15 protein-coding genes are annotated in these 26,921 nt (G+C 54.5%); 5 read left to right on the top strand and 10 right to left on the bottom strand.

What is annotated here, in order from left to right; translation table 11 throughout:
- Window positions 1–11 precede the first annotated feature (11 nt).
- The 5 genes from HW115_RS09060 to HW115_RS09040 all read right to left on the bottom strand — a co-directional run bounded on the left by HW115_RS09060 (window position 12) and on the right by HW115_RS09040 (window position 6,969).
- Complete coding sequence (locus tag HW115_RS09060; protein ID WP_178932302.1) at window positions 12–2,609, bottom strand: DNA topoisomerase III; 2,598 nt, start codon at window positions 2,607–2,609, stop codon at window positions 12–14.
- Window positions 2,610–2,766: 157 nt separating this feature from the next.
- The gene (locus tag HW115_RS09055; protein WP_178932301.1) at window positions 2,767–3,462 is read right to left on the bottom strand and encodes an SDR family oxidoreductase; all 696 of its coding nucleotides are present in this window, start codon (window positions 3,460–3,462) and stop codon (window positions 2,767–2,769) included.
- Between the two features lie 121 nt (window positions 3,463–3,583).
- On the bottom strand, window positions 3,584–4,768 hold the full coding sequence (locus HW115_RS09050) for a hypothetical protein (RefSeq protein WP_178932300.1): 1,185 nt from the start codon (window positions 4,766–4,768) through the stop codon (window positions 3,584–3,586).
- Window positions 4,769–4,778: 10 nt separating this feature from the next.
- Window positions 4,779–6,014, bottom strand: a complete 1,236-nt coding sequence (locus tag HW115_RS09045) for a hypothetical protein (RefSeq protein ID WP_178932299.1) — start codon at window positions 6,012–6,014, stop codon at window positions 4,779–4,781.
- Window positions 6,015–6,063: 49 nt separating this feature from the next.
- Entirely contained in the window at window positions 6,064–6,969 is a 906-nt protein-coding gene (locus HW115_RS09040; protein ID WP_178932298.1) for a class I SAM-dependent rRNA methyltransferase, read from the bottom strand.
- A gap of 120 nt (window positions 6,970–7,089) precedes the next feature.
- Between HW115_RS09040 and HW115_RS09035 the strand changes: the two genes are divergently transcribed.
- Window positions 7,090–9,030, top strand: a complete 1,941-nt coding sequence (locus HW115_RS09035; RefSeq protein WP_178932297.1) for a phospho-sugar mutase — start codon at window positions 7,090–7,092, stop codon at window positions 9,028–9,030.
- A gap of 86 nt (window positions 9,031–9,116) precedes the next feature.
- Entirely contained in the window at window positions 9,117–10,949 is a 1,833-nt protein-coding gene (gene lnt / locus HW115_RS09030; protein ID WP_178932296.1) for an apolipoprotein N-acyltransferase, read from the top strand.
- Window positions 10,950–11,024: 75 nt separating this feature from the next.
- On the opposite strand, the gene HW115_RS09025 is transcribed toward lnt, so the two are convergent.
- From HW115_RS09025 to HW115_RS09005, 5 genes are all read right to left on the bottom strand, one after another.
- Window positions 11,025–11,717, bottom strand: coding sequence for an outer membrane protein (locus HW115_RS09025; protein WP_178932295.1), 693 nt, complete (start codon window positions 11,715–11,717; stop codon window positions 11,025–11,027).
- 163 nt (window positions 11,718–11,880) lie between these two features.
- The gene (locus tag HW115_RS09020; protein WP_178932294.1) at window positions 11,881–12,540 is read right to left on the bottom strand and encodes an outer membrane protein; all 660 of its coding nucleotides are present in this window, start codon (window positions 12,538–12,540) and stop codon (window positions 11,881–11,883) included.
- Window positions 12,541–12,670: 130 nt separating this feature from the next.
- The gene (locus HW115_RS09015; RefSeq protein ID WP_178932293.1) at window positions 12,671–13,336 is read right to left on the bottom strand and encodes an outer membrane protein; all 666 of its coding nucleotides are present in this window, start codon (window positions 13,334–13,336) and stop codon (window positions 12,671–12,673) included.
- A gap of 99 nt (window positions 13,337–13,435) precedes the next feature.
- A complete protein-coding gene (gene lpxA, locus HW115_RS09010; RefSeq protein ID WP_178932292.1) occupies window positions 13,436–14,209 on the bottom strand; it encodes an acyl-ACP--UDP-N-acetylglucosamine O-acyltransferase in 774 nt (257 codons plus the stop codon).
- Between the two features lie 54 nt (window positions 14,210–14,263).
- A complete protein-coding gene (locus HW115_RS09005; protein WP_227021389.1) occupies window positions 14,264–15,565 on the bottom strand; it encodes a bifunctional UDP-3-O-[3-hydroxymyristoyl] N-acetylglucosamine deacetylase/3-hydroxyacyl-ACP dehydratase in 1,302 nt (433 codons plus the stop codon).
- Between the two features lie 266 nt (window positions 15,566–15,831).
- Between HW115_RS09005 and HW115_RS09000 the strand changes: the two genes are divergently transcribed.
- From HW115_RS09000 to HW115_RS08990, 3 genes are all read left to right on the top strand, one after another.
- A complete protein-coding gene (locus tag HW115_RS09000) occupies window positions 15,832–16,416 on the top strand; it encodes an RNA polymerase sigma factor (RefSeq protein WP_178932290.1) in 585 nt (194 codons plus the stop codon).
- 128 nt (window positions 16,417–16,544) lie between these two features.
- Window positions 16,545–19,856, top strand: coding sequence for a YfbK domain-containing protein (locus HW115_RS08995; RefSeq protein WP_178932289.1), 3,312 nt, complete (start codon window positions 16,545–16,547; stop codon window positions 19,854–19,856).
- 52 nt (window positions 19,857–19,908) lie between these two features.
- Window positions 19,909–26,853, top strand: coding sequence for an MFS transporter (locus HW115_RS08990; protein WP_178932288.1), 6,945 nt, complete (start codon window positions 19,909–19,911; stop codon window positions 26,851–26,853).
- Window positions 26,854–26,921: the final 68 nt, after the last annotated feature.

The following is a 26,921-nucleotide window of genomic DNA, read 5'->3' as shown; positions in this document are numbered from 1 at the left end:
GAAGAAAAAAATCATTTTTTTTCTTCATTCTTTTTTGCTGATTTTTTTGCCGCCTTCTTGGCTGCTTTCTTTCGGGGTTCGAATTCAAATCCCACTTTGCCGCTGCTGTGGTCGAAGGTGAGGTAGGCTGAGAACGGTCGGCGGGTCTTACGCGAAATGAAGCCCGGGATGAGATCGGTCTTTCCTAGTTGGATGAGTTTGATCGCTTGATCGCGTGGGATTTCGTGTTTCAGGATGGTGCGTGAGATGCGGATGCCGTCGGGGTCGTTTTTGGTCGTGATCGCGGGGACGTGCCAGGCTTTGTTCATCTCATAGATCTGGACTTCACTGCCATCCGGGGTGGTTACGGTGGCGACAATGTGCTCATCGCTCAGTTCGTCTTTTTCATCTTCGCCGTCATCGAAGACGAAGTTGACTTTCCACTTTCCGGGTTTGCCGGATTTGGTGGTTTCCTGTTTGAGTTCGAGCACGGCTTCGAACGGGCGGTTGAAGCGGGATTTGAAGTCGTCGAAGGGGCCGACGAGTTTGGTGGTGAAGAGTTGAATGGCTTCTTCCGGCTTGAGCTCGCGGGAGGCGATATACTTGTTGCTTTGGAACCCGCACTCCGGGTTGGAGCACTGATAGGTGGCATCGGTGGTTTTCATCGGCTCGGTCTGACAGACCGGGCAGGGGCAGAGCAGGTCCGGAAAGACCTTGTTCTTGAGCTCGGCGGTGTAGGTTTTGGCTTTGTTGACGATGTCACTGGTGAAACCGATGATTTCCTGCATGAACTCAGGGCGGGTGAGTTGGCCATGTTCCATTTGGTGAAGCTTGCTTTCCCAGTCTCCGGTCATGGATGGGGAGGCCAGGGCGTCGATTCCGAGCTCCTGGGTGAGGTCAATCAAGCTGAGACCCTTGCGGGTCACGTGGATTTCGCGGCCGTCACGTTCGATGTATTTTTGACGGATCAGGCCCTCAATGGTGGCGGCGCGGGTGGCGGGGGTGCCGAGTCCACGGTCAGCCATGGCCTCGCGCAGTTCGTCGTCGTCGATGAGTTTGCCAGCGCCCTCCATGGCGGAGAGTAGGGTGGCTTCGTTGAATCGTGCCGGCGGTTTGGTTTCGTCATGTTTGACCTCGATGTCTGTAACTTGGGCCGACTCACCTTCAGAGACGGCGCAAAGGTCGTCTTTGCCGGCTGCGACACCGGGTTGGCGGCCATAGATGGCGAGCCAGCCAGGAGTGACGAGGATTTTGCCGGTGGTCAGAAAGGCATCGGTGGCATCCGGGTGGGAAATGCGGGTAATGCGCCGGGTGTTGAGGAACTCGGCATGAGGGTAGAACACGGCAAGGAAGCGCTTGGCGACCAAATCAAAAATTTTCTGGGCTGCCTCATCGAGTTTGACAAAGCGGCCGGTGGGGATGATGGCGAAGTGGTCGGAGATCTTGGCGTTGTTAAAGATCCGCTTGCTCGGTTTGACCAGGTCTTGGTCGATTGCTTGTTTGGCATAGCGGCCGAGATCGCCACCTTGTTCGGAGATCGATTGGATGGTGCCATGCACGGTGCCGAGGTAGTCTTCCGGCAGGTAGCGGGAGTCGGTCCGCGGGTAGGTCAGCATTTTGTATTTCTCGTAAAGTGACTGGGCCAGTTGCAGGGTGCGGCGGGCCGAGAAGCCATAGCGGGAGGATGCTTCGCGTTGCAGGGTGGTCAGGTCATAGAGTTGGGGGGACGCTTGTTTGGTGGGTTTCTGGGTTTCACTGACGGTGCCGGTTTTTCCTTCACAGCGACTGCGGATGGTTTCGGCATTTTCCTTATCCCAGATGCGCTCGGCCTTGGAGTGGGGGTGGGCCGGGTCTTTTTTCCAGGATTCATTAAACCAGCGGCCGGCGTAGCTTCCTTTTTCCACAGCGAAGTCGGCGTGGACCTCGGCGTAGGCTTCTGGGATGAATTCGCGGATTTCCATCTCGCGTTTGGCCAAAATAGCAAGGGTGGGCGTCTGGACCCGGCCGGCGGCGGTGATGTTGAATCCACCGTGCCGGGAGCGGAAGCATGTCAGGGCGCGGGTTGCGTTGAGCCCGACCAACCAGTCGGATTCAGACCGGCATTTGGCGGCGTCGCGCAGATTGTGCATGTCTTCGTCGCTGCGCAGGCTGGCCCAAGCTTCGAGAATAGCATTTTGGGTCATCGACTGCATCCAGAGCCGCTTGACCGGTTTATCCACTTTGCCGAGTTCGAGAATATAGCGGAAGATCAGTTCCCCCTCGCGACCGGCGTCACAGGCGTTGACGATGGTATCGACATCCTTGCGGCGGGCGAGCCGGAGAACGAGCTTGAGTCGGGACTCGGATTGTTCGATGGGTTGGAGTTGGAAAGATTGGGGGATGGCGGGCAGGACCTCGAAATTCCATGGAAGGTTACGGGCTTTGCCATTTTTGCCGATCGGCCCCTGGGGCATTTTGAGTTCCACCAAGTGACCAACGGCCGAAGTGATCACGTGGGTGTCGTTTTCAAAGTAGGTATTTCTTCCCTGGCCCTTTTTTCCGAATTTTTCGATCCCGGGTGCTTTGGCGAGTGCACGGGACAAATCGGTGGCAACGGAGGGTTTTTCCGCAATGATCAGAGTTTTCGGCATGGGAGGGGGACTAGACAGCCAAAACCGATTTGGAAAGCACATTTTTCATCGATGACGTCTTTCCTACGTAGTAGGAAGAAAAATTCGAGGGAAAAATCAGCAATTGATGGAACCACGAATCTCACGAATCATACGAATATTATCATAGGTGATACAATCAGCTTTTCTGATCCACGCTGCGCATTTGGATATCGGTGATTTCGACATGAAGGGGCGTGTTGAGGATGTGAAGCACAGCCGAAGCGACATCATCTGGCTGGAGCATGCGGATCGATTGGCGGGTTTGGGCGAGTTGTTCTTCTCGTCCTTTGAAGTAGTGATCGAGTAGCGGGGTGTCGACGTATCCGGGAGACACGGTGGCGACCCGGGTCGGGTTGTCATCGGCCCGGAGTTCGCTGCGCAGGGCGTCGCTGATGGCGCGCACGGCAAACTTCGTAGGTGAATAAAAACCGCCCGTGGCCGGGACGCGATGCCCGCTCATGCTGGAGGTGTTGACGATTTGGCCTCCCGATTCAGGAAAGAGGGCGAGCGCTTTCTGGCTGCAGATGGTCAGCGCCTGGACATTGAGCCGCCACATTGTTTCCCAGTCGGCGGGGTTCCCGTCGGAAATTCGGGACAGCAGGGCGAGGCCCGCGTTGTTGACGAGGATGTCGAGATGCTTGATTGAGGCAAAGGCGGCATCGATCTGCTGGATGTCTGTGAGATCACAGGGGAGGGCTTGTACGCCCGCAGGAAGCTTCGAGCTGTCTCGGCAGAGGCCGATCACCTTGGCCCCGGCGTCGACGAGTTGGCTGGCAATGGCGCGGCCGATGCCCGAGGAGGCACCGGTGACAAGGGCGGTTTTGTGATGCATGGATATCATGGAGCATAACCTAATGAGAGATGGCTTCTGGTGACAAGGGAATCATAATGGAATTCTTTGCCAATGGGTGCAATGATAGGTCCTCACAATCGTCACATCTTCGGTGTCGGGCTCATGGCTTAGTGGACTCGATGGAATCCAGCACCATGCTCTTGCCTGGTCCATTAGGCGCTGACTCCAGCCAGTCTTTGATGTGCTCAGCCGTGCGACGGTTGGATGCGAGGTGTTGGATGGTTCTTTGTGCTATCTCAGCAGGGAATTGTGCTCCAAACCATTCGGCCCATTGCCCGGCCTCATTTGGGCGGATGTAGTAGGTGATATCGAGGAGGTCCCTGCGAGTGAGAAATCGGCTCTCTTCCAGAGTAAGATGGGCTTGATTGATCCATTGAGTGGTTGAATCAAACGGTGCGGACTTGCCACCTTGGCCCAGAGTGAGTGTGATGATGCATTTACTGTAGCATCGATCTGATATTTTGGAGTTTGCTGGCAATGTTTTGATCCATTCGCGGAGTGGAGCCAGGGCGGCGATTCTGGATTCCTTGGAGGGATCGATGTAACGGAGCATTCCCGCGGCACGGTCCGGTGATTTTCCGAATCGATTGAATAATGAGAATGCTTGCTTGATATCACTGGACGCGGTCCCGCAGATTAGGTCGTACTCGAATTGGTCGGCGGCGTTTGCGGGGAGTGCTTGGATGTGTTGGTCAAACCATGCGAGCGCTTGGCCGGGATTTTCACTTGCCCAGGCTCGAATTGATCCGCCGATCAAGCTGTTGTGACGCTTGACCTGCTCAAGGATGCCAGGGGATTCTGTGAGTACTTTGAGTGCATCGGGAGGATGATTGTTTCCCAGTTGGCGGATGAGAAACGAGAGCAGGCGGTCGCGGATGATCGGAGTGGTGTAGTCGGCGGCCTGGATTTCCTGGATCAGGGTGAGGATCTGCTTTTTATTTAAGGCCAGAATTTGATCCATCTGGTCGATCATTCGCTGTCGGGTGGCCTGATCGACTGGGGTGTTGCGATCTAGCAATTCCATTTCCTCGGCATAGGCGATGAATGCATGGCCCAGTGAGACGGTTTCAGAGTGGGTGAGGGTCGGAAAGTGTCTGGCTCGGTTGCCCCTGTGGTTTCGGAAGGGTGTGCCGGTTGTGGCCTCAGGGTGGATGCCTCGAGATCTTGCCTGTTCATTCAGAGCCTCTTGTTTGGCTTCTAAGACGGTGATTTGGTGGTGGTTGAACCAAGCGAAACCTGTCGTAGCAATCAGCAAAGCCGCCGTGATGTTCGTGATTCTTTTCATGGCTAGAGGCTTATTCAAACTCGTCAAGATAGTGGTTTCGCTGCGCTTCGTCCGTTAGTCGGGATGCGATATCGCGTGACAATTCGCGGTGGTGGCTTGCCTGCCTGTTTTTCAGCAGGGCAATGAGGAGTTCATCGTTGTGGCTGGTTGCATGGTATCGGGATATGATGCGTTCCAGTTCTTGGTAGGGGATATGAGCACTACGAACGGCCTTGGCCGTGGCGGTATCGAGGAGTTCCGGCTGATGAGTGTTGACCCATTGGCGGAGTCTGTCGATATCGTCTGTTTTTATTTTTCTCCGGTCTTGTTGCCATGAAGTTGGTTGTGCTGCGACGGTCATGATGCAGGCTTCGAGCTCGTCGTTGTTAGGTTGGATGCGTCTAAGGTAGGCGTCTACTTCGGAGATGTGCATTGGGGCACCATCACCATCACTCCAGTTCTGGGTGGGCCACGTGATAGCTTTGAGTTGGTCTTTTTGGCATAATGTGTTACGAACCAATGTGGCCCAGTTGATATGATCCTCGGGGGTGAGATTGGTTAGTCTAATGCTCGAGAGTGCTCTGAGTTGGCTAGATTGAGGGACGGAGGCTAGCAGACGTTGTGCATGATCAGGGGATGAGGAAAGAATCGAGTAGATGCCATACTCTAGTAAAGTTTCGGGGGTGTTAAGCTGATTTTCTGGCGAGTCGGTGTTAAAGGTTCCTGTTAAAAGCTCTGATTCATACCATGTGGTGGCTTTTTCAGGATGTTGACGTATCCATTTCGCAAACCCTTGGGCGATGGAATGTTGCCAGATGGGTTCGCGGTAGCGATCGATAAATCGGGCGAGGCTTTGTTCCGTGAACCTGGAAAACAGTTGGGAGCACATGATCCGGATGAGCATTTGCCGGTCCCCTTTGGATAAGTCCGTGGCGTGGATCTCGTCGAGGGCTGTGATTAAGCCGTCATAACTCATCGATTCAAAGGCTTCGTCTAGGCGCCTTGTTGTTTTTAAATAGCCGTAGCCACCAAGATTGCTTCGAAGATCTTTGACGACTTTTGTCCAGTTGATAGGGGTATCATCCAGCGATGTCCTGATCTCCGTGTGTTTGGCTTGCTTGGAATCTGCTCTCTGGTGAGTGTGAATGATCTGCTCAAGTTCTTGGTTTTGCCGAGTCAGGGTTGTGATGTCGCCACGTTGGTGGACGGTCCATACAAGCATCGCGACCAGAGTAGCGATTATGACAATCGGGATGGTTTGCATCATAACAAAATACGTATGCCATGATGGTATTTGTTGCTAGGGTAGGGCAAGTTTATTTATTCACCCAGAGTGACTTGAGGTAGTTTTCGCCGGTGTATTCAGGGGGCATGGGGAGTGGGGTGACCGTGCAGCCGGGGGCTCCACGGCGGACCATGCGGGCGAACTCGCGTGGATGAAGTTTGCGGCAGTTGGTGCAGCAGAGGATCCAGCCTCCGGGGGCGAGGCAGGCATGGGCGAGTTGGACGAGCCGGTGGTAGTCTTTTTCGACCCGGAAGACTTTGCCTTTGTCGTCGCGGGAAAAGGTCGGGGGGTCGAGGATGATGCCGTCGAAGCTGCGGCCTTGGCGGGCAAAGCGTTTGAGCCAGTGGAAGGTGTCACCTTTACAGAAATAGTGGTCGGCGGGGTCGAGCTGGTTGAGGCGGAAATTGTCCCGGGCCCAGTCGAGGTAAACCTGGGAGAGATCCAGGGTGGTGGTGGTGGCTCCGCCGAGCGCGGCGCAGACGGAGAAGGCTCCGGTGTAGGCGAAGGTGTTGAGCACGGTTTTGGTTTGACCGTCGCCAGTGGTGGAAGATTGGCGAACCCGCTGGCGGTTGAGGCGCTGGTCGAGAAAGATCCCCTGGGAGTAACCGGCCTGAAAGTCGATTTGGTAACGGACGCCGGACTCGGTGGCGGTGAATGCTTCGTTTTGTTCCGGTCCTCCGATGTGGCTCGGACTTTCTTTCTCGTGTTGGTCGAGACGTTTCCAATAGGTGCTGTGGTTCTGAGCTGTGAGCCACTTGCGAATGTCGTCGGGTAGGTGGTTGCTTCGGGTGGAGACGACCCAGCGGTCGGCGAATGTTTCGAGGAAAATACCGGATAGTCCATCGCCATCGCCGTCGATCAAGCGTAGGGCGTTGGTGTCCGGGCTGAGGAGGGATGAGCGTTGTTGGAGCGCTTGTTCGAGAAGGTTTGCGGACATGGGATGGCTGGATGGGCTGAAATGAACGGCAGGGTGATTTGCAGATTGGCCTGTGCCGTTTCTGTCAATGGCATGAACAGGTATTGCAATCTCATGTTTCACGCTTATCATCCAGCCGAAATGTCTGCTATTCAATCTTCTCTCGATAGTGCAGTGGCTGAAGGTCATCTGCTTGCCTCTTCGCGTGATAATGTGTTGGCCTTGCTCGCTGGATCCACCAGTCCGGTAGCGGAGGCTGCGATTACTGAACTGCTTGACCAGGGGGCCTGGGATGAGCTGAATGACCGGTTTTTTAAGACACTGGCTTTTGGAACCGGTGGTTTGCGTGGCCGGACAATCGGTAAAGTGGTGACTCAGGCCGAACAAGGAGCCGGAGGCCCCAACGAGCGGCCTGAACACCCCTGTGTCGGTACGGCGTCGATGAACTTTTACAACGTTGGCCGCGCGATTCGGGGGATGGTGGTGTATATGAAGCGCTATCTTGCAGAGCAAGGTGAGGCCCGCAAGCCGGCCGTTGTGCTGGGCCATGACACCCGTCATTTCTCACGGGATTTTGCCGAATTTTGTGCCAAGGTGTGCACGGATCTGGGTTGTGATGTGCATCTTTTTGATGGTGCCCGTGCCACGCCACAGATTTCTTATGCGATCCGAGCCTTGAATGCGGATGCCGGTGTTGTCCTGACGGCGAGTCACAACCCAGCCCACGACAACGGATTCAAAGCTTACTTTAACCAAGGTGCGCAGTTGGTTGAACCTCACGCTACCGGTGTGATCGAGGAGGTAAATGCCATTGTCAGTGAGTCTTACGAAGCCTTGCCCGAATCTGAGCAAGGAACGATGTATCTACTTGGGGACGCAATGGATCGTCAGTACATGGATGATGCCAAAACCCAGCTTTTGCGACCTGATTTGTTGGAAAGTGGTGGAACCAAGGTGGTCTTCACCAACCTGCACGGAACCGGAGGCCACTGTATTGTGCCGTTGCTTACCGAACTTGGCTTCGAGGTGTCGACAGTGCCTGAGCAGGATGTTCAGGATGGCCGGTTCCCTACCGTGGAATCACCCAACCCAGAAAATGCGCCAGCCTTGGCAATGGGAATTGCCCTGGCTGAAAAAGAGGATGCTGAAATCGTGATTGCCACCGACCCTGATTGTGACCGGATGGGTATTGCTGTCAGAAATGACGATGGAGGTATGCAGCTTCTCACAGGTAACCAAATTGGCTCCCTGATGGCGTGGTACCGGACAAAGACCTTGTTCGAGCAAGGAGTCATCACCGACTCGAATCGTAGCCGTGCGGTGTTGATCAAGACCTTTGTGACCACCGAGCTGCAGGCAGCGATTGCTGAAAAATACGGCGTTGGTTTGGTCGATACCCTTACCGGGTTTAAATACATTTCTGCTAAATTGCAGAAGTATGAAGACGCCATTCCAGCAGACAAGAAGGGCGACTACCGCTCGCTCAGCCAGGAAGAAAGCCGGGCTCTGCGTCTGGAGTATTCCCGTTACTTTATCTTTGGCGGTGAGGAAAGCTACGGATACCTCGGAACGGATACCATTCGCGACAAAGATGGTAATGGAGCTGCCGTGATGTTTGCCGAGCTTGCAGCTTATGCAAAAAGTGAGGGTAAGAGTTTGTTAGCCCTGCTGGATGGCCTCTATCAAGAGTTCGGGTATCATTTGGAAATAGGTAAAGCACTGGTGATGGAGGGGGCTGATGGGGCCGCCAACATCAAAGCGCTTGCGGCATCGTATTCCGAGAATCCTCCGACTGAAATCGATGGTGCGGCGGTCACGCGCGTGCGTGATTTTGCGGTTGATGATTTTGAAGACGCCGAGGGCGACTCCCTGCCGAAAGAAGGCATGCTGATCATTGACCTTGCTGACGGTCGGTCCTGTGCGGTGAGACCTTCGGGAACCGAACCTAAGATCAAATACTACCTCTTTGGCAAGGATGCGGCTGGAGCTGCGGATTTGCAAGCAAGCAAGGACAAGGTAGCTGCAGGTCTGGAATCGCTTTGGGGCGCCCTGGAGGCGGACGCCAAAGTGAGGATGGGCTAGGATCGATCAAGGTGGGCTGGCCTCAGCCCGCTTGAGTTTTTTTCTTTTGATTTGGCGGCATGAGGCCGTGCCGCCCTACCCATGCCATGATAAGGAATGCAAAATATTGGCCGTGGCTGGCTGCGGTGTTGAGTGGGGGGGTATTGGCGATGTGCTTTCCGGGTTGGGATCTTCCCGGCCTGGTGTGGGTGTGGATGCTGCCCTTGTTGCCTGCCATTTGGAGCGGACAGAAAAAGCGTTACGGCTTTGCGGTGGCGTATTTGGCCGGCTTGACATTTTGGTTGATCAACCTGAAGTGGTTGTGGACGGTGAGTGGATTGGGGGCGATTGCCTTAGCCTTCTTTTTGGCTCTTTATTTCGGCCTATGGGGTGTGATTGCCGTCCGACTGGGGAACCCGTGGAGAAAGCGGGAGCACAAGGCGGCGCGAGATGCCCATGGGGGAAATAAGATCCAACAGGCGATTGATCAAAAGCTCGCAAAAAGCAAGCGGGTGAGCCCACTTGGGCTGGCAGTGAAGGATTCGATCCAGTCATTGAAGTTTGCGTTGGTGAATGCCTCCGCATGGGTTGCGATCGAGTGCTTGCGTGGTTGGTTGTTTACCGGTTTTGGCTGGAATGGGCTGGGGGTGACCTTTCATGATACACCTGTATTAGCTCAGGCTGCGGATTGTCTGGGGGTTTCGGGTCTTGCCTTTCTTCCGGTTTTTATGAGTGCGGTGCTGGTTCAAACCGGCTGCCGATTGATGCAGGAAGTGCGTGAAGGTAAGATCAGGCCTCGACTCGATTTCGGTGTGGCGGCTTTATTGTTAGCCGTACATTTTTGTTACGGAGTGTGGAGGATCCATGACGTTCAAGCCTGGAAAACCGAGCGGGTTCGGGTTTTGTTAGTCCAGGAAAACATCCCCCAGGATGTCAAATGGGACCCGAAACAAGGTGCGGAAATCATCCAAGGCTATGCGGATGCCACGACTGGTGCGATTGAGGCCTTGGAGCAGGAAGCCCAGGAGCAAATGATGTCCAATCCGGATGAGAGCTACGAGATGAAGATTCCGGATTTGGTGGTATGGCCCGAAAGTGCGATGCCGACCCCCTTGTTGTTTGCAGATAACCTGGAGGGCTATCTTGCCTATGGTGGAGTTAGGCACATGATCAATGAAGAGGTTCGACCCCTTGGAGGCTTTACCTTGGTTGCCGGCATGAACGAAGTGGAGGCCGTGTGGGATGGAAAACGGGGGAGCCCGATGGAAGGGGGGCAGGTTTACAATAGCGTGGTGGTGGTTCCTTCAGAAGGAGAATTGGAAACGAGCCTTTATACCTACCGGAAAAAGCATTTGGTGATTTTTGGTGAATACATCCCTTTCGTGGATCAGATACCGATGCTTAAAAAGCTGTTTGAATTTTCCGCCGGGGCTTCTTTTTCCGGTAACTTTCAAGCTGGTCAATCAACCGACCCATTGCCTGTTCCGGTTCAAGACCGTGATGTGCAGTTGATCCCCAGCGTTTGTTTTGAAGATACGGTGGGTAGGCTGACTCGAAAATTCGTAAGAGCTGAACCTCAGCTCATCGTTAATGTTACGAACGACGGCTGGTTTAAACAAAGTGAGGCAGCTGCGCAACATATGGCCAATGCCCGATTCCGGTCGATCGAATTGCGTCGTCCGATGATTCGTGCTGCCAATACGGGAGTGAGCGGGATTGTGTCGGTTACCGGCAGTTTGAATGATTCTGTCAGTGGAGACCGTCAGGTAATCGAAAATGAGAACTCGCACTTTGTTCGGGACACCTTGTACGGACATGCGTATTTACCAACATCGGGACCTTTGACGGTCTATGCGATCTTGGGTGACTGGTTTTCCGGCTTGTGTGCCCTGATTGTCTTGATGATGGCTATCCGAGCTTGGTTTGTAGCCGCTCGATAGCTGTTCAAAAAGAAACCCACCCGGTGCAGATGACCGGGTGGGCATAACAATGATGATAGAAGGGTAGGTAATAAGTTAGAAGTTAAACCTTCCACCTAATTCGTAGAAAATATCGTCGTCAAGAACACCTGGGATGTCCATGCCGTTGACGTCATCGAGGCCGCTGTCCATGTAAATCCAACGAGCACCACCGAAGATTTCAAAGGCGTCGGAGAGGTTCCATACCAGGCCGGCAAAGAGTTGCCCGTAGAATGCGGTTTCATCGTCGGATTCCTTGAGGTTTCCTAACTCGACATCGATTTCAGTAATCGCGATACCCAGACCGCCGCCGACATACCAGTTCAGAGAGCGCCAGAGTGGGCGTTCATACTTGTAGTTGAGCGTGATTGGAATCACTTCCATGCTGTATTCGAAACGGGCATTTCTGGCGAATTTACGCACATCCGATGTCTGGTAATCAGGAGGGATGGGGCCTGAGCCGAGATCGTAATAATAGTCGCCGCTCCAATCTTTGTCAGTATAACCGACTTCGAGGAAGATGGCATGTGAGCTTCCCTTGTCCGGGCACTTGTATTCTTTACCGAGATGGAGGGTCCACATGTCCTCATCCCAGTCGTCGACATAACCACCGGAACCACCTGCGAACCATGACCAGAGGCAGGGTGCGGGGGCGACAGCGGGCGCTGCTTTAGCGGAGTAATCTTCACCTGCCTGGGCCATGCTGGCGAGGCAGATGCCAGTTAGTATGCTGAGGGGTATCTTTTTCATAGCGTCTGGGATCATATCAAAAATGAGAGTTGAGTCAAGATTTCTCTCGATGGCGAAAAAAGGCTCCGATTGGAGCAAGATGCGTTTGAGACCATGACGCAAAAAAGACCCGGCCAAGCAGAGGCTTGGCCGGGTCGGAATAAGATGAATATCCAATCAATGATTAGAAGTTCCAGCGGGCACCGAGCTCATAGAAGAAGTCGTCGTCCAGAACTCCTGGGATGTCGAGATCTTCATAGTCGTCGGTTCCGTCCATGTAGAGGTAGCGGACACCACCAAACATTTCGAAACTTTCGGTGAAGTTGTAGACGAGGCCTGCGAAGATGTGACCATAGAAATTGGTTTCACTATCATCGTCGCTGAACTTGTTGCCTCCGTTGGTGATGCTGATGTCGATTTCGCTGATGGCGACACCGGCACCGGCACCGATGTACCAGTTCAGGTTGTTGGTCAGCTGGCTCTCATACTTATAGTTCAGAGTGATGGGAATGACATCGAAATCATAGTCGAGGTTGAAATTGGGGTCGTTGTCACCGACATCGAAGTAGAGGGAGTCACCTTCATCCCAACTGGTCCAGCCGACTTCGAGATAGAGAGCGTGCGAGGAGTTAGATCCTGGGCACTTGTACTCTTTACCGATGTGGAGCGTCCACATATCGTTGTCGATATCGTCCACGTAACCACCGGAACCACCTGCAAACCATGTCCAGAGGCATGGTTCTGGAACAGGAACGGGCGGAGCCTTGGCTGAGTAATCTTCTCCTGCCTGAGCCGTAGCGGCTAGGGCAAGACCTGTCATCATTGTTACTAATGTATTTTTCATAGCGTCTGCCATTCTAATCAAAATCAAATGGAAGTCAAGATATCTCTTAGTCGCCAAAGAAAGGTGAAAAAAAGACCCGGTCAAGCTGTTGCCTGACCGGGTCGGAATAAGATGAATATCCAATCAATGATTAGAAGTTCCAGCGGGCACCGAGCTCGTAGAAGAAGTCGTCGTCCAGAACGCCTGGGACGTCAACGCCAAGCAGGTCGTCGGTTCCGTCCATGTAGAGGTAACGAACACCACCGAACATTTCAAAGCTCTCGGTGAAGTTGTAGACGAGGCCTGCGAAGATATGACCGTAGAAGTTGGTCTCACTGTCGTCGTCGCTGAAGTTGCCGTTGCCATTGGAAACGCTGACATCGATCTCGCTGATGGCGATACCGGCACCGGCACCGATGTACCAGTTCAGGTTGTTGGTCAGCTGGCACTCGTACTTGTAGTTCAGAGTGATAGGGATGACGTCGAAGTCGTAGTCCAGATCGTAGTTTGGATAAGGGTTGGAAGTGTCACCGTAGTCATAAACGGAATCACCTTCGTCCCAGCTGGTCCAGCCGACTTCAAGGAAGATGGCATGTGAGCAGTTTGAGCCCGGGCATTTGTATTCTTTACCGATGTGGAGAGTCCACATGTCGTTATCGATATCGTCTACATATCCGCCGGATCCACCTGCAAACCATGACCAGAGGCATGGCTCGGCAACCGGAACTGGAGGAGCCTTGGCTGAATAATCTTCTCCCGCCTGTGCCGTAGCGGCAAGGGCGAGACCTGTCATCATTGTTACTAATGTATTTTTCATAACGCCTCGCATTCTAATCAAAAATCAGGCCTTGGCAATGATTAGATTGATTTTTTTTAAGCTTTACAAACTAAATAGAAATCGACCACGAGGCTTTATCTATCGAGTGATACCGCGTTCACTGCTTTGGATGAATTCGATCAAGCGACTAACATTTTCATCTTTGGCCTGTTCATTTTCCAAAAAGTTTTCGGTGGCGGTCGCTAGGTTGTTGCTCTTGTTAAGGAAGAGTTTTTTGTAGGCGTTTTTGAGTGCGCGTCGAGTTTCTTCAGAGAACCCGCGTCGTTGGAGTCCAATGAGATTGACGCCGCGGACGGCAGCCGGGTTGCCGGCAATGATCATAAAGGGGGGGATGTCTTGTGGAATGCGAGACATACCTCCGATCATGCAGTGTTCTCCAATGCGGGTGAACTGGTGGATCGCCGAGAGCCCCGAGATGATGGCATAGTCGTAAACGGTGCAGTGGCCGCCGAGGGTGGCGTTGTTGGAGAGGATGCAGTTGTTTCCCACTTGGCAATCGTGGGCGACGTGGGCGTAAGAAAGAAAGAGGTTGTCGTTGCCGATCCGGGTTGGGATTTCCTCGCTCGTGCCCCGGTGGATGGTGGTATTTTCGCGAAAGGTGTTGCCATCTCCAACCTCCAAGGCTGTCGGCTCACCGGCGTATTTCATGTCCTGGGTGAGTTGGCCAATCGCCGCGAAGGGGAAAAAGGTGTTGTTTTTACCGATGCGGGTGTGGCCGTCGATCGCAACGTGGGATTTCAAGACGGAGCCCGAATCGATGCTGACATTGGCATTGATCACGCAATAGGGGCCGATTTCGACGTCGGGAGCGATTTCCGCTGAGGGGTCGATGATGGCAGTGGGGTGGATCATGGTGGGGTGAGGGGGCGGCAGTCCGGCGATGAATACGCGGACTGCCGGGTTGAATTACTTGTCCGCGAGGGCGATTTTAAGTTCTCCTGTGGAGGCCACTTCGCCATTGACCAGGCAGCGGCATTTGGCGGTGACGATGCTGCGGCGGACGCTGATGACCTCGGCCTCGATGAAGAGGGTGTCGCCGGGCAGGACCGGGCGGCGCCATTTTACTTTGTCGACACTCATGAAGTAACCGATTTTCCCTTGGTATTCGGGCATGCGTAGGACGCAGATGGAGGCGACTTGGGCCATGGCTTCGACCTGAAGCACGCCGGGCATGATCGGGTGCCCCGGGAAGTGGCCCTGGAAAAAGGGCTCGTTGATGGTGACATTTTTGATCCCGGTGCACTTGTTGTCTCCTTCGAAGTCGACGATGCGGTCGACCATGAGGAAGGGGTAGCGGTGCGGAAGGATCTTCATCAGCTCGTTGATGTCGAGGATGGCTTCGCCGCTTGGAATCTGGACGGGTGGAACCATGGTGCGCATCCGGGTGTATTCGCGCTTGAGGATGGAGGCCATCTGGGTGTTTGGGTTGTGGCCCGGTTTGACGCAGATGACGTGGCCCATGATGCGTTTACCGCTGAGCATGAGGTCGCCGATGACGTCGAGCGCCTTGTGGCGGGCGAATTCATTGTTGAAGCGCATCGGTTCTTTACTGAGAACCTCTTCTCCTCGGACGACCACGGCGTTTTCCAGGCTGCCTCCTTTGATCAGGCCTTTGTCGAGCAGAGGTTTGACATCTTCGTAATAAACGAAGGTTCGGGCTGGAGCGATTTCCTTTTCGTAGAGCTCGGGGGTGACTTCGCTGGTGAAAAACTGGGTGAAGCGGCCGTCGGGGCCGACATTGGTGACCGAAACCCGGAACTTTTTATCGGGGACGATGGTGATAAAGGAGCCATTTTTGGTTTCCATGTGGATGGGCTCCCGGATTTCGTAAACTTTTCTTGGTTTGTCCTGGGGCTCGATGCCGGCTTTTTTGATGAGCTCGACGTAGGGACGGGAGGAACCGTCGCCGATGGGAGGCTCGTTGGAGTCCATTTCAATGATGGCGTTGTCAACGCCCATACCGCAGAGTGCCGAGAGGATATGCTCGACGGTGTGCACTTTGACCGAGCCTTCTGCCAGAGTGGTCGCCCGTTCGACGGTTTGCACCTTGTCCACGTCTGCCTTGATAAATGGCTGGTCGGGTAGGTCGATGCGCCTGAACTTGAACCCGTGCCCGGCTGGGGCGGGTTTGACCGTCAGAGTGACTTTTTCTCCTGTGTGTAATGAGGTTCCCTCCAGCGAGGCTGCGGAGGCGACTGTATGTTCCATCTCGGCTGACATGAGGGGTGTCATAGGCTACCAACCCGCCGATGACAAGCGAATTGCCCCATGGGGTAATTGGGAATGGGGTGTGGAGGATAGGGGGTCATGCTACTCCGCAAAACAGACGAGACGCTGATGATTGGATGAGGTATTCGAACATGCCTGCTCTGACCCGTGAGTGGGTGGATCCATGCTTCTTGAAAAAAGAATCATTTTTTTTCCAAGAAATTTGCGGCTGGAGTGTCATAGGGATAGAAGCATGATGTCAGAGAATGCCAGCCCGCCCATCCATCAAGGTCCTCCGTCGTGAGCTTGAACCATCAGCCCCAGATGTGAGACCGACCCCATCCAGAGCCGTAAAACCCAGCATTGAGCAGTTGTTTGATGCCGAGGAGTCGCCGTTGTTGCGCTACGCGTATGGCATGGTGGCTCGGCGTGAAGTGGCCGAGGAGATCGTCCAGGACGCCTTCCTCAAGCTGCATCAGCACTGGCAGGCGATCGAAACCCCGAGGGCCTGGCTCTATCGAGCGACCCGAAACCTCTGCCTGAACCACCTGCGAAAGCATCAACGCGAATCCCTGAGTGAAACATCCGACGAAAATGAAAGTCCGAGCGACAAGCCGGATGAACAGCTTGGCCGGATGGAGGCGATGGGAACTCTCAAGATATTGATTGAAGAACTCCCCGCGGCCGACCGCGAACTGATCCAACTAAAATACCATGATGAACTGAGTTACGGAAATATCGGGGAACAACTGAAACTCAGTGCCGGAACCGTAGGCTACAAATTACACCATTTACTGAAACAACTGTCCGAATCCTTGAAAAAATACGGTGTCAGCTCGAGTCGGGGCTGAGGCATCCAGCGACTGATAGCCGTGATAAAGCGAATACAAGCAATGTCTCACGATACGCGAATGCCTTACCATGATTAAACGACCCTTTTTTTAACTCCCTTTTTACCAACCCCTAAGTCCAAGAAACCATGTCTGACGACCTTCATACCTATATTGAGCCTGAGCTGGAAGCCAGGATCACGGCGCTGGTCCTCGGCGAAGTCAGCGAGTTTGACGTCGAGGAGCTAGAACAAATCATCGCAGAGAAGCCGGAGTTGCAAATCTTTCGGCGACGGATTGAGGCGATGCATGAACTGCTCGGCGAGGTGGTCAAACCGGCACCCGATGAGCATTGGCAGCTTTCCGACGAGCGGCGGACGGTTTTGCGGCAGACGTTTAGTCGGAAACAGGAGCGTCAGAAGGTTAGGACGGCGGTGGTCTCCCGGGCGCATTGGCGGGCGGTGGCCAGCATTGCGGCCTGTGTGCTTTTCTGTCTGGTGATCTACGGGACGATGACACCCCTCGGAACGACCTTGCGGAAAGTCGACCAGTTTACTCCGGAAATCATTTCTTATCAGGCGGCTGAAAGTGAGTCTGCGGAAGAAGAAAGCATGGTGGCTGCATCCTCAGTCAAGCGGTCGCCTCGGGATAAATACAACCTGAACGGTAAAGATGATGAGAAGGGCGACATTGTCTGGGCCCCGGAAGGAAATACGGAAGGTTGGGATGGAGCCGTGCTTGCCGATGAGGCTCCAGCTTCAGGTGAAAGAAGGTTTGGTCGTGGCCAGTTTAAAGGAAAAAAGGAAGCATCCAAAGGTCGTGAGGATTACGGTGGTCGGGCCCCGATCCTTCCCTCAGTCGCAGCACCGGCAGCCAAGCCCATGGCTCCCAAGTCGTTATCTGAGCCGCTTCCCGCCCTGGCATCGGAGGCGTTGGTGATGGAGGAAGCAGAAGCCCCGGTAGATGCTACCGTGCATTATAGTAAAAAGAGTTATAGTAAAAAGAGTTTGGGCCGGGCCGTGGAGCGCAAGCCATCGGCCCCGAGTTCGTCGATGGCCAAAGTGATAGCGGCAAACTCGTCGAGTGGATTGGCCATACCGGTTCCCGAGGTGGTCGTGCCTGATCCATCGGCTGATTTTGGTGATGGCGACACTTTTGGCGACGGTTGGGGTGATGGTGGTGGGGGAGGTTTTGACGATACGGACCGGGACCGCGTGGTGCGGCGTGAGTTGCAGAAAGCGGAGAAACGTTTGGGCCTGGAGAGTAAAAAGAAGTCGTTGGACGGGAGCATTGCATTCAGGGGAAGTGTGATTGCGGTGGAAGGTGAGGAGGATGAGGGGTTACAGCCCGGGGCAGAAGATGGGAAAGGATTGGTATTTCCGACCGAATATGACCCGCCGGAGCTTCAGAACCAGCTTGCCAAGTCCAAGCCGATGCAAAAAGCCCCGATGCCCGTGACCCCGGCAACCCCTACTGATTTTGAATCACGGAAAACAGGCGTGGTTTTGGAAATGGATCTGAATGGTCAGTTGGGAACCTTGTCGCTGTCGGATACGGCCTATCACTATCAGGACGCTTCAAAGAAAATTGAGTTTGCGAATGAGCGGAGTGGGGAGATGAAAAACGATTTAAGCTGGCATGCTGTTGGGTATGTTGCGGATGGAGAAATTTTGAGTCTCAATTCAGACGATGGCCTTGCCTGGAGGCCATTGGGGAAAGATGCCGAAGGAAGGGAGTCGACTCGTGGCATTCGCAGTGGAAATTATGCCACAACGAGGAATTCAATTGATTCGATTTTGAATGCTCCCACAGATCCCTCATCGCTAGCTCAGAAAGAAAACCCCAGGCGTGCAAGCTTGGTCAAACAAGCGGATCAAGCTTTATTGTTAGGTCGGGATGCGTATGCCAGTGGGGATTATGAAAAAGCAGTGGAGCAGTATCAGCTGGCTCAGAGGATGTTGCCTCCTGGGCCAGTGATGGAAGATAGGAAAAAGCTGTATGAGGGGCACCTGCGAGATGCGAAGGTTGCTTTTGTCCAGCAACATCAGCAAGCCTTGGCTGAATTTGAAAAGGCAAAAGCCAAACAGTCCGGAAAGGCATCGAAAGAACCTAAAAAGGAATCGTCTGTTCCGTCGGCCCCGCTGCCCGAGGAAACCAGCACATCGGTGCAGCCGTTTTCGACCTTCTCCCTGAATGTTGCGGATGTCTCGTTCAAGCTGGCCAGAGTGGCCTTATTGGAGAAAGGAACCTGGCCTGAGGCGTCGAAGGTGCGCACTGAGGAGTTTGTGAATGCCTTTGATTACGGCGACCCGTCACCGCGTCGTGGGGAGCCGGTCGCTTGTGCGCTTGAGCAATCGGCTCATCCGTTTTTACAGCAGCGGAACTTGGTCCGGATTGGTATGAAAACGGCCGCTTTGGGGAGGTCGACGCCTTTGCGACTCACGGTTCTGTTGGATAACTCGGGCTCGATGGAGAGGGCGGATCGTGAGGCCTCGGTCCTGGCTGCGATCCGGGTGTTGGCATCCCAGTTGGGGCCACAGGATAAAATTACCTTGGTTGGCTTTGCCCGTCAGCCCCGCTTGCTGGCCGATCGCGTCCCCGGGGATCAGGCGGAGAAGTTGGTAAACATCGTAGCGAATACCCCGAGTGAAGGGGGGACGAATATTGAGGAGGCGCTTCGGCTTGCCAGATCACTGGCGAAACGGCAACGACATGCCGGGGCGCAGGACCGTGTGGTTTTGATCACCGATGGTGTAGCCAATCTCGGCAATACCGTGCCGGAGGAGTTGGCTCGGGAAATTGAGACGATGCGTCAGGAGGGGATCGCCTTTGATGCCTGTGGCGTGGGGGCCGAAGGACTGAACGATGAGATTCTTGAGGCCATGACCCGCAAAGGGGACGGGCGGTATTATTTTCTCAACCGGCCTGAGGATGCGGACAGCGGGTTTGCCCGTCAGTTGGCCGGAGCCCTGAGTCCGGCAGCTAAAAATGTGAAGGTGCAGGTGGTGTTCAACCCGAAGCGGGTGGCAAAGTATCGGTTGTTGGGCTTTGAAAAGCATCGCTTGAAAAAGGAGGACTTTCGTAACGATCAAGTGGATGCTGCCGAAATGGCATCCGAGGAGGCTGGCAATGCGGTCTACCAGATACAGGTCATGCCCGGAGGTGAAGGAGATCTGGGAGAAGTCTTTGTGCGCTTCCGCGATGCCAATACCGGCGCCATGGTGGAACGATCCTGGCCATTGAGTTACGAGCCACAGGCAAAAGCATTTAATCAAAGCACCGCCTCCATGCAGCTCGCTGGAACGGCTGCGATGTTGGGAGAAAAACTACACGGGACCGATGCCGGCTCGGTTCGCTTTGAGATGATTTCGGAAGCACTTGGCAAGCTCCGTGCCCATTACCATTCCGACCGCAAGGTGCAGGACCTGATCCGTATGTGTGAAAAGGTCGGTAGTGAGTGAATGTTTACAATCCCTTTACCCAATTTCAAACGAAACCATGATATCAAAAGCTATGAAAATGATGATTCGAACCTTATTCTTTTTGTTTTCGCTGTTAGGATTTGCGAGCGCCCAGAATCAACCATCTGCAGGTGTGCAAGCATCGGTGGATGAAAACGGAGCGGGGGCGGTGACCCTGACAGCCAAGGGGGTATTGCCGAAACCGGCATTGTTTTTTACGGCAGGGGTGCAGTCCTTGGCAACGGTGACGGCGCGTCGGGTCGAGCAAGAGTCGGCACTCAGTATCAAGGTGCTTCAGGGACGGCCGGAGTTGATGACCCTGGCCTTGGCTGGTGATGGTGAGGTGGTCTCCGTGACAGGCAAGGGGCTGGCTGATTGGGCGGTGCGGAGGTCGGCCGATGGCAAACGACGCTTTCTCGATCTCAAGCCTGTGCTGGTGAAAGGAAGTCAGGGGCCGAAATCCATGACCTTGACCGTGAAGTCGAAACATGAGCTGAAATCATTACCTGCAAAGATGTCCATGTTGGTGATCAACCCGGGTGAGGCCGTGGGATATCGTTCGAGGTTAGAGGTGCAGGTTCGTGGTGTGGATGCGCGGGTCGCGAAGGTGCGCGGACTTTCTCCCCTGGAAAAAGAATGGACGTTTACCTCGGCCGGAGAACATGGATTGGATCTTCAGGTTTACCCGTCGGGTGGAGCACCAGGGGCGGTGGAGTTGCGCAACGCCCGACTAACAGGTTCGATCGATGATGCCCTGGGCAGTGCTCTTTTTAGATACACGGCCACGGCATATGTATCGGATGCAGACGGAGGTGGGATTGATTTTTTGAGTGGCCGGGCTGCGGTGAGCCGGATTCAGGAAGGTGCGGCGTATTCTTTGCATGTGCGGCCGGACGGGAATGGATATCGATTGGTTTTTGACCGGGCGGGAGAGTTCCCTGTGAATTTGGAGATGATTGCACGGATCGATGACCGGCATGGTTCATGGCAGGGGTGGAATGTGTTGGATTTTACAACGCCACAAGGTGCCGTGGTTCCGGTGGTGTTCAAGGGGCTCGCCAAGGATCTCTTGTTTGCGGAAGGCCAGGCTCTGATGCCGCGTCATGAGGATCGTGATGGCGCTGATGAATGGCGGACATTTTTACCTGCCAGTGGTCATTGTTTTCTAGCTTGGAAAAAAGGGAGAAAAGGGGGCGATGGCAAGTTGGCCTTCACCTGCCGAGGGCTTACGGATGTGAGTGTGGGCGCCGGATTGATGCGGCAAACGAGTGAGTTCCAATTGAAAATTCTACAAGGGAAGCTCAATACCCTGAGTTTGCGGATGCAGGGGGCTGGCGAGGTGTTGGATGTCGAAGGTACTCACATTGCCGGGTGGAAAGTCGAGCCGTCACCTGAGGGCGCGGCAGGTGATCGTGTGCTGAAGGTGCAGTTAAGTCTGCCCTTGAAAGATGCGGGAGTGGTTCAAATTCGCACTCAGCAGGCACTGCAACCGTTTCCCGTGACGGCTTCGCCCATGCGCTTGACTCCGGTCGGGGTGCTTCGTCATTCGGGTTTTTTGCGCTTGAGGAATGCCGGTGCGGTCCGGCTTGGAACTTCGGGGGTGCAGGGATTGATGCAGCTTTCGCCGGACAAGTATCCGTCAGGAAAAATCAATGCCCGTCAGGTGTTTGCTTTCCGTTATCCATCGGCAGATTATGATTGGAAGGTAAGTGCGGATCAAATCCTTCCTGAGGTATCGTTGAACCAGGTTGTCGTTTATCAGCAAACCGAGAGTGATCGATTGATTCATTCCAATATGGAGTTGGATATTCGCGAGGCACCGCTTCGTGAGTGGGAACTGCGGGTGCCGGACGGCTACGCGGTGGCGGCGTTGAATGGTGCCGAGGTCGCGGACTATGTGGTGGGGACCACGGTGGAAAAGGGGCTGCGGGATATCAAGGTCTTGTTTAAGAAGGCGGTATCCGGTCGGCAGCTCATTCAATTGCGCTTGGAAAAAAATGCACCGCCTGCCGAGGGGCTGTGGTCATTGCCGGTCTTGGAATTTCCCAATGTGAAAAATGCCCGGGGGCATGTGGGCGTGGCTGCGGCTGCCGGGTGGCGGGTGACCTCTGAAACCAGTGAGAAGCTGAGTGAGACGCCCCTTTCTTACTTCCCGATCAAGATGACGGACCTGCAGCAAAGTTATCGTTTCAGAGAAAGTGACTGGCGTTCAGAAATCAAAATTGAAGCCCGCGGGCAGAGTGTGCAGGCGGATGTGTTCCATCTTTACTCCCTGAAGGAAGGCATGGCCTACGGATCTGTTGTCCTGAACTATTTTGTGGTGGGTGCTCCTGTGAATCAGTGGGAGCTGTCGATCCCGGAAAGCTATGGCAACGTGAATATTGAAGGGCAGAATGTGCGCCAGTGGCGACGTGTCGAAGGTGACAAGGTGCTGGTGCAGCTCGAGTCCCCAGTGAGTGGATCGGCAACATTGTTAGTAACCTATGAAAATGCCATGAGTGCACGAGGCGGAACCTTGGCGCTGGGCGAAGTGAGGCCGGTGAATGTGCAGAGTGAGAGTGGATTTATCGAAGTGGTGAGCCCGGTGTTGGTGAATCATCAAGTGAGTAAAACTAGTCCAGGGCTGCTTAAAGTGAGTGCCCAGGAGTTGCCAGCGGAGTTTCGAATGTTGACCACTGCACCCTCACAGGTGGCGTGGCAGTATGCAGCCCGGCCATTTGAGTTGGCGATTGATATTGCCTGGTTCAAGCGGGGGGAAACCTTGGAGCAGGTGGTGGATTTCGCCGAACTCTCCAGTAAGGTTTCTCGTGACGGTCAGGTCACAACGGTGGCTGAATTTTATGTGCGCACGCGTGGCCGTCAGGCATTGCGTATGACTTTACCCTCGGCAAGCAAACTATGGGATGCACGGGCTGACGGTTCGCGCATTGCCGCTCGTAGGGATGGTGAACAGTACCTGCTGCCATTACCGGTGGGTGATAATCCGAATCAACCGGTGAGAGTGCAGGTTCGTTACGGGAGTCGGCCTGAGCAAGGGGCTTCGGGCAAAAAGGTAAGTCTTGGAGCACCCGTTTTGACAGCTCCCGTGATTATTGCCGGCTGGAAGGTTTCGGCCGAGCAAGGCAGGTTGCTGGTCCCTGAGGATGCGGATGCCGGGGTTCGCAAGGAGCCCTTGACCGAAACCGGCTTTGAAAGCTTGCAGGGGCGCAGCTTACGTTTGCTTTTGATCGGTATTTGTTTTCTTGTTGGTGTGATTGGTTTGCGCCGAGGAAAGCGGGCGGGCTGGTTGTATGCGTTGGCGGCCGTCGGCTTGTTCCTGAGTATTTGCTTGTCGTGGACCTTGGCGAAGGAGGTTTGGCTTGAACGTCGGGTAAATCAGTCGGCGATTGAAATCACAGCCCAAGTGGTAAGCCCGGATGCTCCGGTTCAGGTGATGTTGAAAAACATCGCACCGTGGCAGGCCATGGTTTCCTGGATGGGCGTGGCTGCGGGGGTGGTCGGTGTGATCACCCTGTTAGCTTCTCTTCTCTTTAAATCCTTGCCTGTGTTTTGGCTGCGGGTGCTGGGGGTAGCCATGCTTGCCGGCGGCATGTTGGCCCAGCGCGGTGGAGCTGTTGGTTTGTTGATTTTGGTCGGGGTTCTGGCAGTTATCCTGTTATTGTGGGTTCTGATCCGTGGTTTCGGTCATTGGTCGAAGTGGAATGGCGAGCGTCAAGAGGCTCGACGGACACAACAGGCTGAAGAAGAGGAAGCTCTGTCGTTGGGTGCGGCTGATGGGGTGATGAAGCTTTTGGTTCTCGGCCTTGGATTGGCTGGTATGCTGTCTGGCGCTTCACTCAAAGCGGCCGATGAGGTGCGTTCGATCGATACCATGGAGCAGACGTGGAGGATCGAAAAAGGGCGCCTGTTTGCCCAAGTGGATATCAGTCTTCAAGGGAAAGTGGGTGGCAGCCATCTGCTTCTCAGAGAACCCGCAGTGTTGACCTCTTTTGAAGGCGACGGCTTACGAGTGAGCAAGCTCAAGCAAGGTAAGGTGCATGTTTGGATGCTTGCCGTGGAGCGCGATGGCCTGATCACGGGTCGGGCCACCTACGAAATGGCTCTGCCAAAGAACCGGGGGGACTTTATGTTGCCCACCGGTATGGCATCAGTGCAGAAGCTCAAGGCGGTGATCGATGAGCCGGGGCTCGAACTTTATTCGTCCGCTGCCGTTCAGACGGTTCGTGGTGAGGATACAAAGCGGTCGGTGGAGTTGGTGTTGGCTCCACTGCCGCAGATTGCCATTGGCGTCAGGGCTCGAGGTCGTGATATCGATGCCGAGGAGACCAAGTTTTATGCCGAGGTTGCCAACCTTTACCTTCCATCACCCGGGGTGGTTGATGGCATTCATCAGGTGACGATTCGGCCATCGAGCGGTAAGGTTGGCTCTCTGACGATGAAGGTTCCCGAGGGGTTCACTGTGGGAGAAGTTCTGGCAAAAGAGGTGGCTAACTGGCGTTTTGACCCGGGATCGCGCTCTTTGACGGTGGAAGTGCTTCCCGCCCAGTCGCGAGCCTTTTCCATCCGGGTGGAAACCCAACGTGGCTTGAAAGCTCTACCGGCAGATACCCGCCTGGCATCCATGACTGTCGACGGTGATGCCGGAGAGACAAACATGTTAGGTCTGGCTTTCGGTTCGGAAGCGCAACCTGGAAAAATCACGGTGGACGAAATGTCAGCTGTGAATGTGGACGATTTCGATCGGAGCCTGATCCCGACGGTTGCGGGAAATAAAAAGCAGGCGCGCGGTATTTTACACAAGGTGTATCGGAGTGCCTCGGGTGTGGGATCGGTGAACTTACAGGTAGCTCCGGTGATGCCGGAACTGCGAGTGGTGACCAGCCAGGAGCTGACTTTGGGAAGTGAGCGCACTCTGCTGTCGGCGGTGATCCAGGCAAATATCACCCGTGCCGGTATTTTCCAACTAAGCTTTGTAGTGCCGGAGGGCATGGAGATGGAGTCGTTGAGTGGCCCTGCCCTCAGTCATTGGACGGAAAACGATTCCAAGGGTAAACGTCAGGTGACGATGCACTTGAATGGTCGCACGATTGGTCAGCAGCAGTTTGCCCTCACCCTGACAGGGACACCGGTGGGTGAGCAGTCCGAGTGGCAGGTGCCGCGCCTCTTGCTGGATGATGCTGTAAGGCAGAGTGGGCAGTTGATTGTGATCCCTGAAAAAGGAATCCGGGTGAGGGCCGTGAATCGCAATAAAGTCTCCCGACTCAATGCGCAGTTAAATCAATCGATCAATGTGCGGGTTAAACAAAGTGGCGGGTTGGCATTTCGGATATTACAATCCGACTGGTCATTGAGTCTGGGGATTGAGCAGCTGGAAGCTTGGATTACAGCTTCGGTCTTGCATGAGGTGACCTTGCGGGAAGGTCAGACCCGGACCCGACTATCGACAATCTATCAGATTGATCACGCTGCGGTTAAATCCATACAGGTCGTGCTTCCTGGGTTGAGCGATGATGAGGCCCGCACGGTCCGGGCGAGTGGCGCGGCGGTGAAAGGAATCTCACGGCTTGACGGAGAGCGTTGGGAGATTGTGTTCCGCCGTGGGGTGTTAGGACAGGTGCCGGTGCAGATCGAATACCAGCGTAGTGCGGACCGGGGTAAAGGAGGTGAGGAATCGATCCTTCCGGCGGTTCTCGAAAAAACAAAGCGTTCGACCTACTTTGTAGCGGTGCGGACAACAGGGCGGCTTGATATGCAGGCGGACCGCCCCGGCCACGGTTGGAGGCGTAGTGATTGGGCGGCGGTAGCTGCCAAATTACGCAACCCGGCGGACACCAGCATGCCGGACCTTTGCTATCGTTTGAACGATCCGGAAGGACCATTGAAGGTGACCCTGAAGCGTCACGAAATGGCGAACACCCTGAAGCTTCGGGTGACGGGCGGACGGATGATGACGGTCTTTTCGCCAGGTGGCGAGTCGTTGACATCGGTGCACCTCGACGCCCGGGTCCTAGAAAAAACCAAACTCAAAGTGACCTTGCCACAGCAGGCTGTGCTCTACAATGTTCTGGTTAACGAGGCCTCGGTGAATGTGGTTCGTGAGGGAGAAACGCATCTGTTTCATGTGGCGCCAAGCTCTCCGGACTCGGATCAGGCATCCGTTTCCCTGGTGTATTCCACTCCTTCTGGGCAAGGGGATATTCGTTTATCCGCTCCAAGTTTCAACGTTCCTTTGGAATCCATGGCCTGGGATGTATTGGTTCCCGAGGGATACCGTTTGGATTCCTATGTCGGTGGGTTTGACCTTCGGGGAAGCCAGGGGGTGCAGGACTACCACCTCGATGATTATCTCTCGATGATTTCCAGCAAGCAGAGTGAGGAGGCTCGCCAAGGAGTGGTATCGCTGCAGAAAGCCAGTGACTACATGAAGGTGGGTAAACGCAAGGAAGCTGCGAAGGAGTTAGAGAAGGTCACCAAAAACCGTTCGGTGGATGCCGCATCGAATGAAGATGCACGGGTGCAGTTGTTCCAGCTTCAAACCCAGCAGGCGGTGTGGGGGTTGAACTCGCGCCGACAGCGGATGTATCTGGATAACAAGGCTGCCGGGAATGGCGTCAAGGCGAACGACGCGCTCGAAGACGCCGCCAACAGCAACCCTCTGTTCCAAGGGAAGCAGGAGTTCGATGTGCGCCAGGTTGACGACTTCCTTCGTGGCAACAGTCTGGAGGAAAAGCAGGCGCTCAAGAATATTGCTAAACGCCTGATCGGCCAGCAATTGGCAACCGAGCCTGCCCCGCAAACCATCAGCACGATTGTTCGCGGTCGTGGAGAAGTTCTCAGGTTTACCCGGGGGATACAAGTGGAAGGAGACAGCTCTCTCGGGCTGGAGCTGGATATCGAATCAACATCCGGAGTGAAAAGCAGTTGGGTTTTGATGCTGTTATTTGGGTTCGGTCTGGTGGGTGCGGCATCCATGACCCGCAAGGTGGAGTCAGCATAAATGGAACCCTATCTCAAATCGATGAAGCGATAAAAGATCGGTGCGGCTCCGCGTTTCCAAGCCTGCCG

Source organism: Oceaniferula marina (genome assembly GCF_013391475.1).
Classification (GTDB): domain Bacteria; phylum Verrucomicrobiota; class Verrucomicrobiia; order Verrucomicrobiales; family Akkermansiaceae; genus Oceaniferula; species Oceaniferula marina.
Note: the sequence above shows the minus strand (reverse complement) of the source record. Positions and strands in the feature narration are given on the sequence as shown.

Bases quoted from the DNA above. Each gene is read 5' to 3' on its own strand.
- HW115_RS08995 (WP_178932289.1), top strand. From the start codon at position 16,545: ATGTCTGACGACCTTCATACCTATATTGAGCCTGAGCTGGAAGCCAGG.
- lpxA (WP_178932292.1), bottom strand. From the start codon at position 14,209: ATGATCCACCCCACTGCCATCATCGACCCCTCAGCGGAAATCGCTCCC.
- HW115_RS09055 (WP_178932301.1), bottom strand. From the start codon at position 3,462: ATGCATCACAAAACCGCCCTTGTCACCGGTGCCTCCTCGGGCATCGGC.
- HW115_RS09020 (WP_178932294.1), bottom strand. From the start codon at position 12,540: ATGAAAAATACATTAGTAACAATGATGACAGGTCTTGCCCTAGCCGCT.
- HW115_RS09035 (WP_178932297.1), top strand. From the start codon at position 7,090: ATGTCTGCTATTCAATCTTCTCTCGATAGTGCAGTGGCTGAAGGTCAT.
- HW115_RS09015 (WP_178932293.1), bottom strand. From the start codon at position 13,336: ATGAAAAATACATTAGTAACAATGATGACAGGTCTCGCCCTTGCCGCT.
- HW115_RS09060 (WP_178932302.1), bottom strand. From the start codon at position 2,609: ATGCCGAAAACTCTGATCATTGCGGAAAAACCCTCCGTTGCCACCGAT.
- HW115_RS09050 (WP_178932300.1), bottom strand. From the start codon at position 4,768: ATGAAAAGAATCACGAACATCACGGCGGCTTTGCTGATTGCTACGACA.
- lnt (WP_178932296.1), top strand. From the start codon at position 9,117: ATGATAAGGAATGCAAAATATTGGCCGTGGCTGGCTGCGGTGTTGAGT.
- HW115_RS09045 (WP_178932299.1), bottom strand. From the start codon at position 6,014: ATGATGCAAACCATCCCGATTGTCATAATCGCTACTCTGGTCGCGATG.
- HW115_RS09040 (WP_178932298.1), bottom strand. From the start codon at position 6,969: ATGTCCGCAAACCTTCTCGAACAAGCGCTCCAACAACGCTCATCCCTC.
- HW115_RS09005 (WP_227021389.1), bottom strand. From the start codon at position 15,565: ATGGAACATACAGTCGCCTCCGCAGCCTCGCTGGAGGGAACCTCATTA.
- HW115_RS09000 (WP_178932290.1), top strand. From the start codon at position 15,832: ATGCCAGCCCGCCCATCCATCAAGGTCCTCCGTCGTGAGCTTGAACCA.
- HW115_RS09025 (WP_178932295.1), bottom strand. From the start codon at position 11,717: ATGAAAAAGATACCCCTCAGCATACTAACTGGCATCTGCCTCGCCAGC.
- HW115_RS08990 (WP_178932288.1), top strand. From the start codon at position 19,909: ATGAAAATGATGATTCGAACCTTATTCTTTTTGTTTTCGCTGTTAGGA.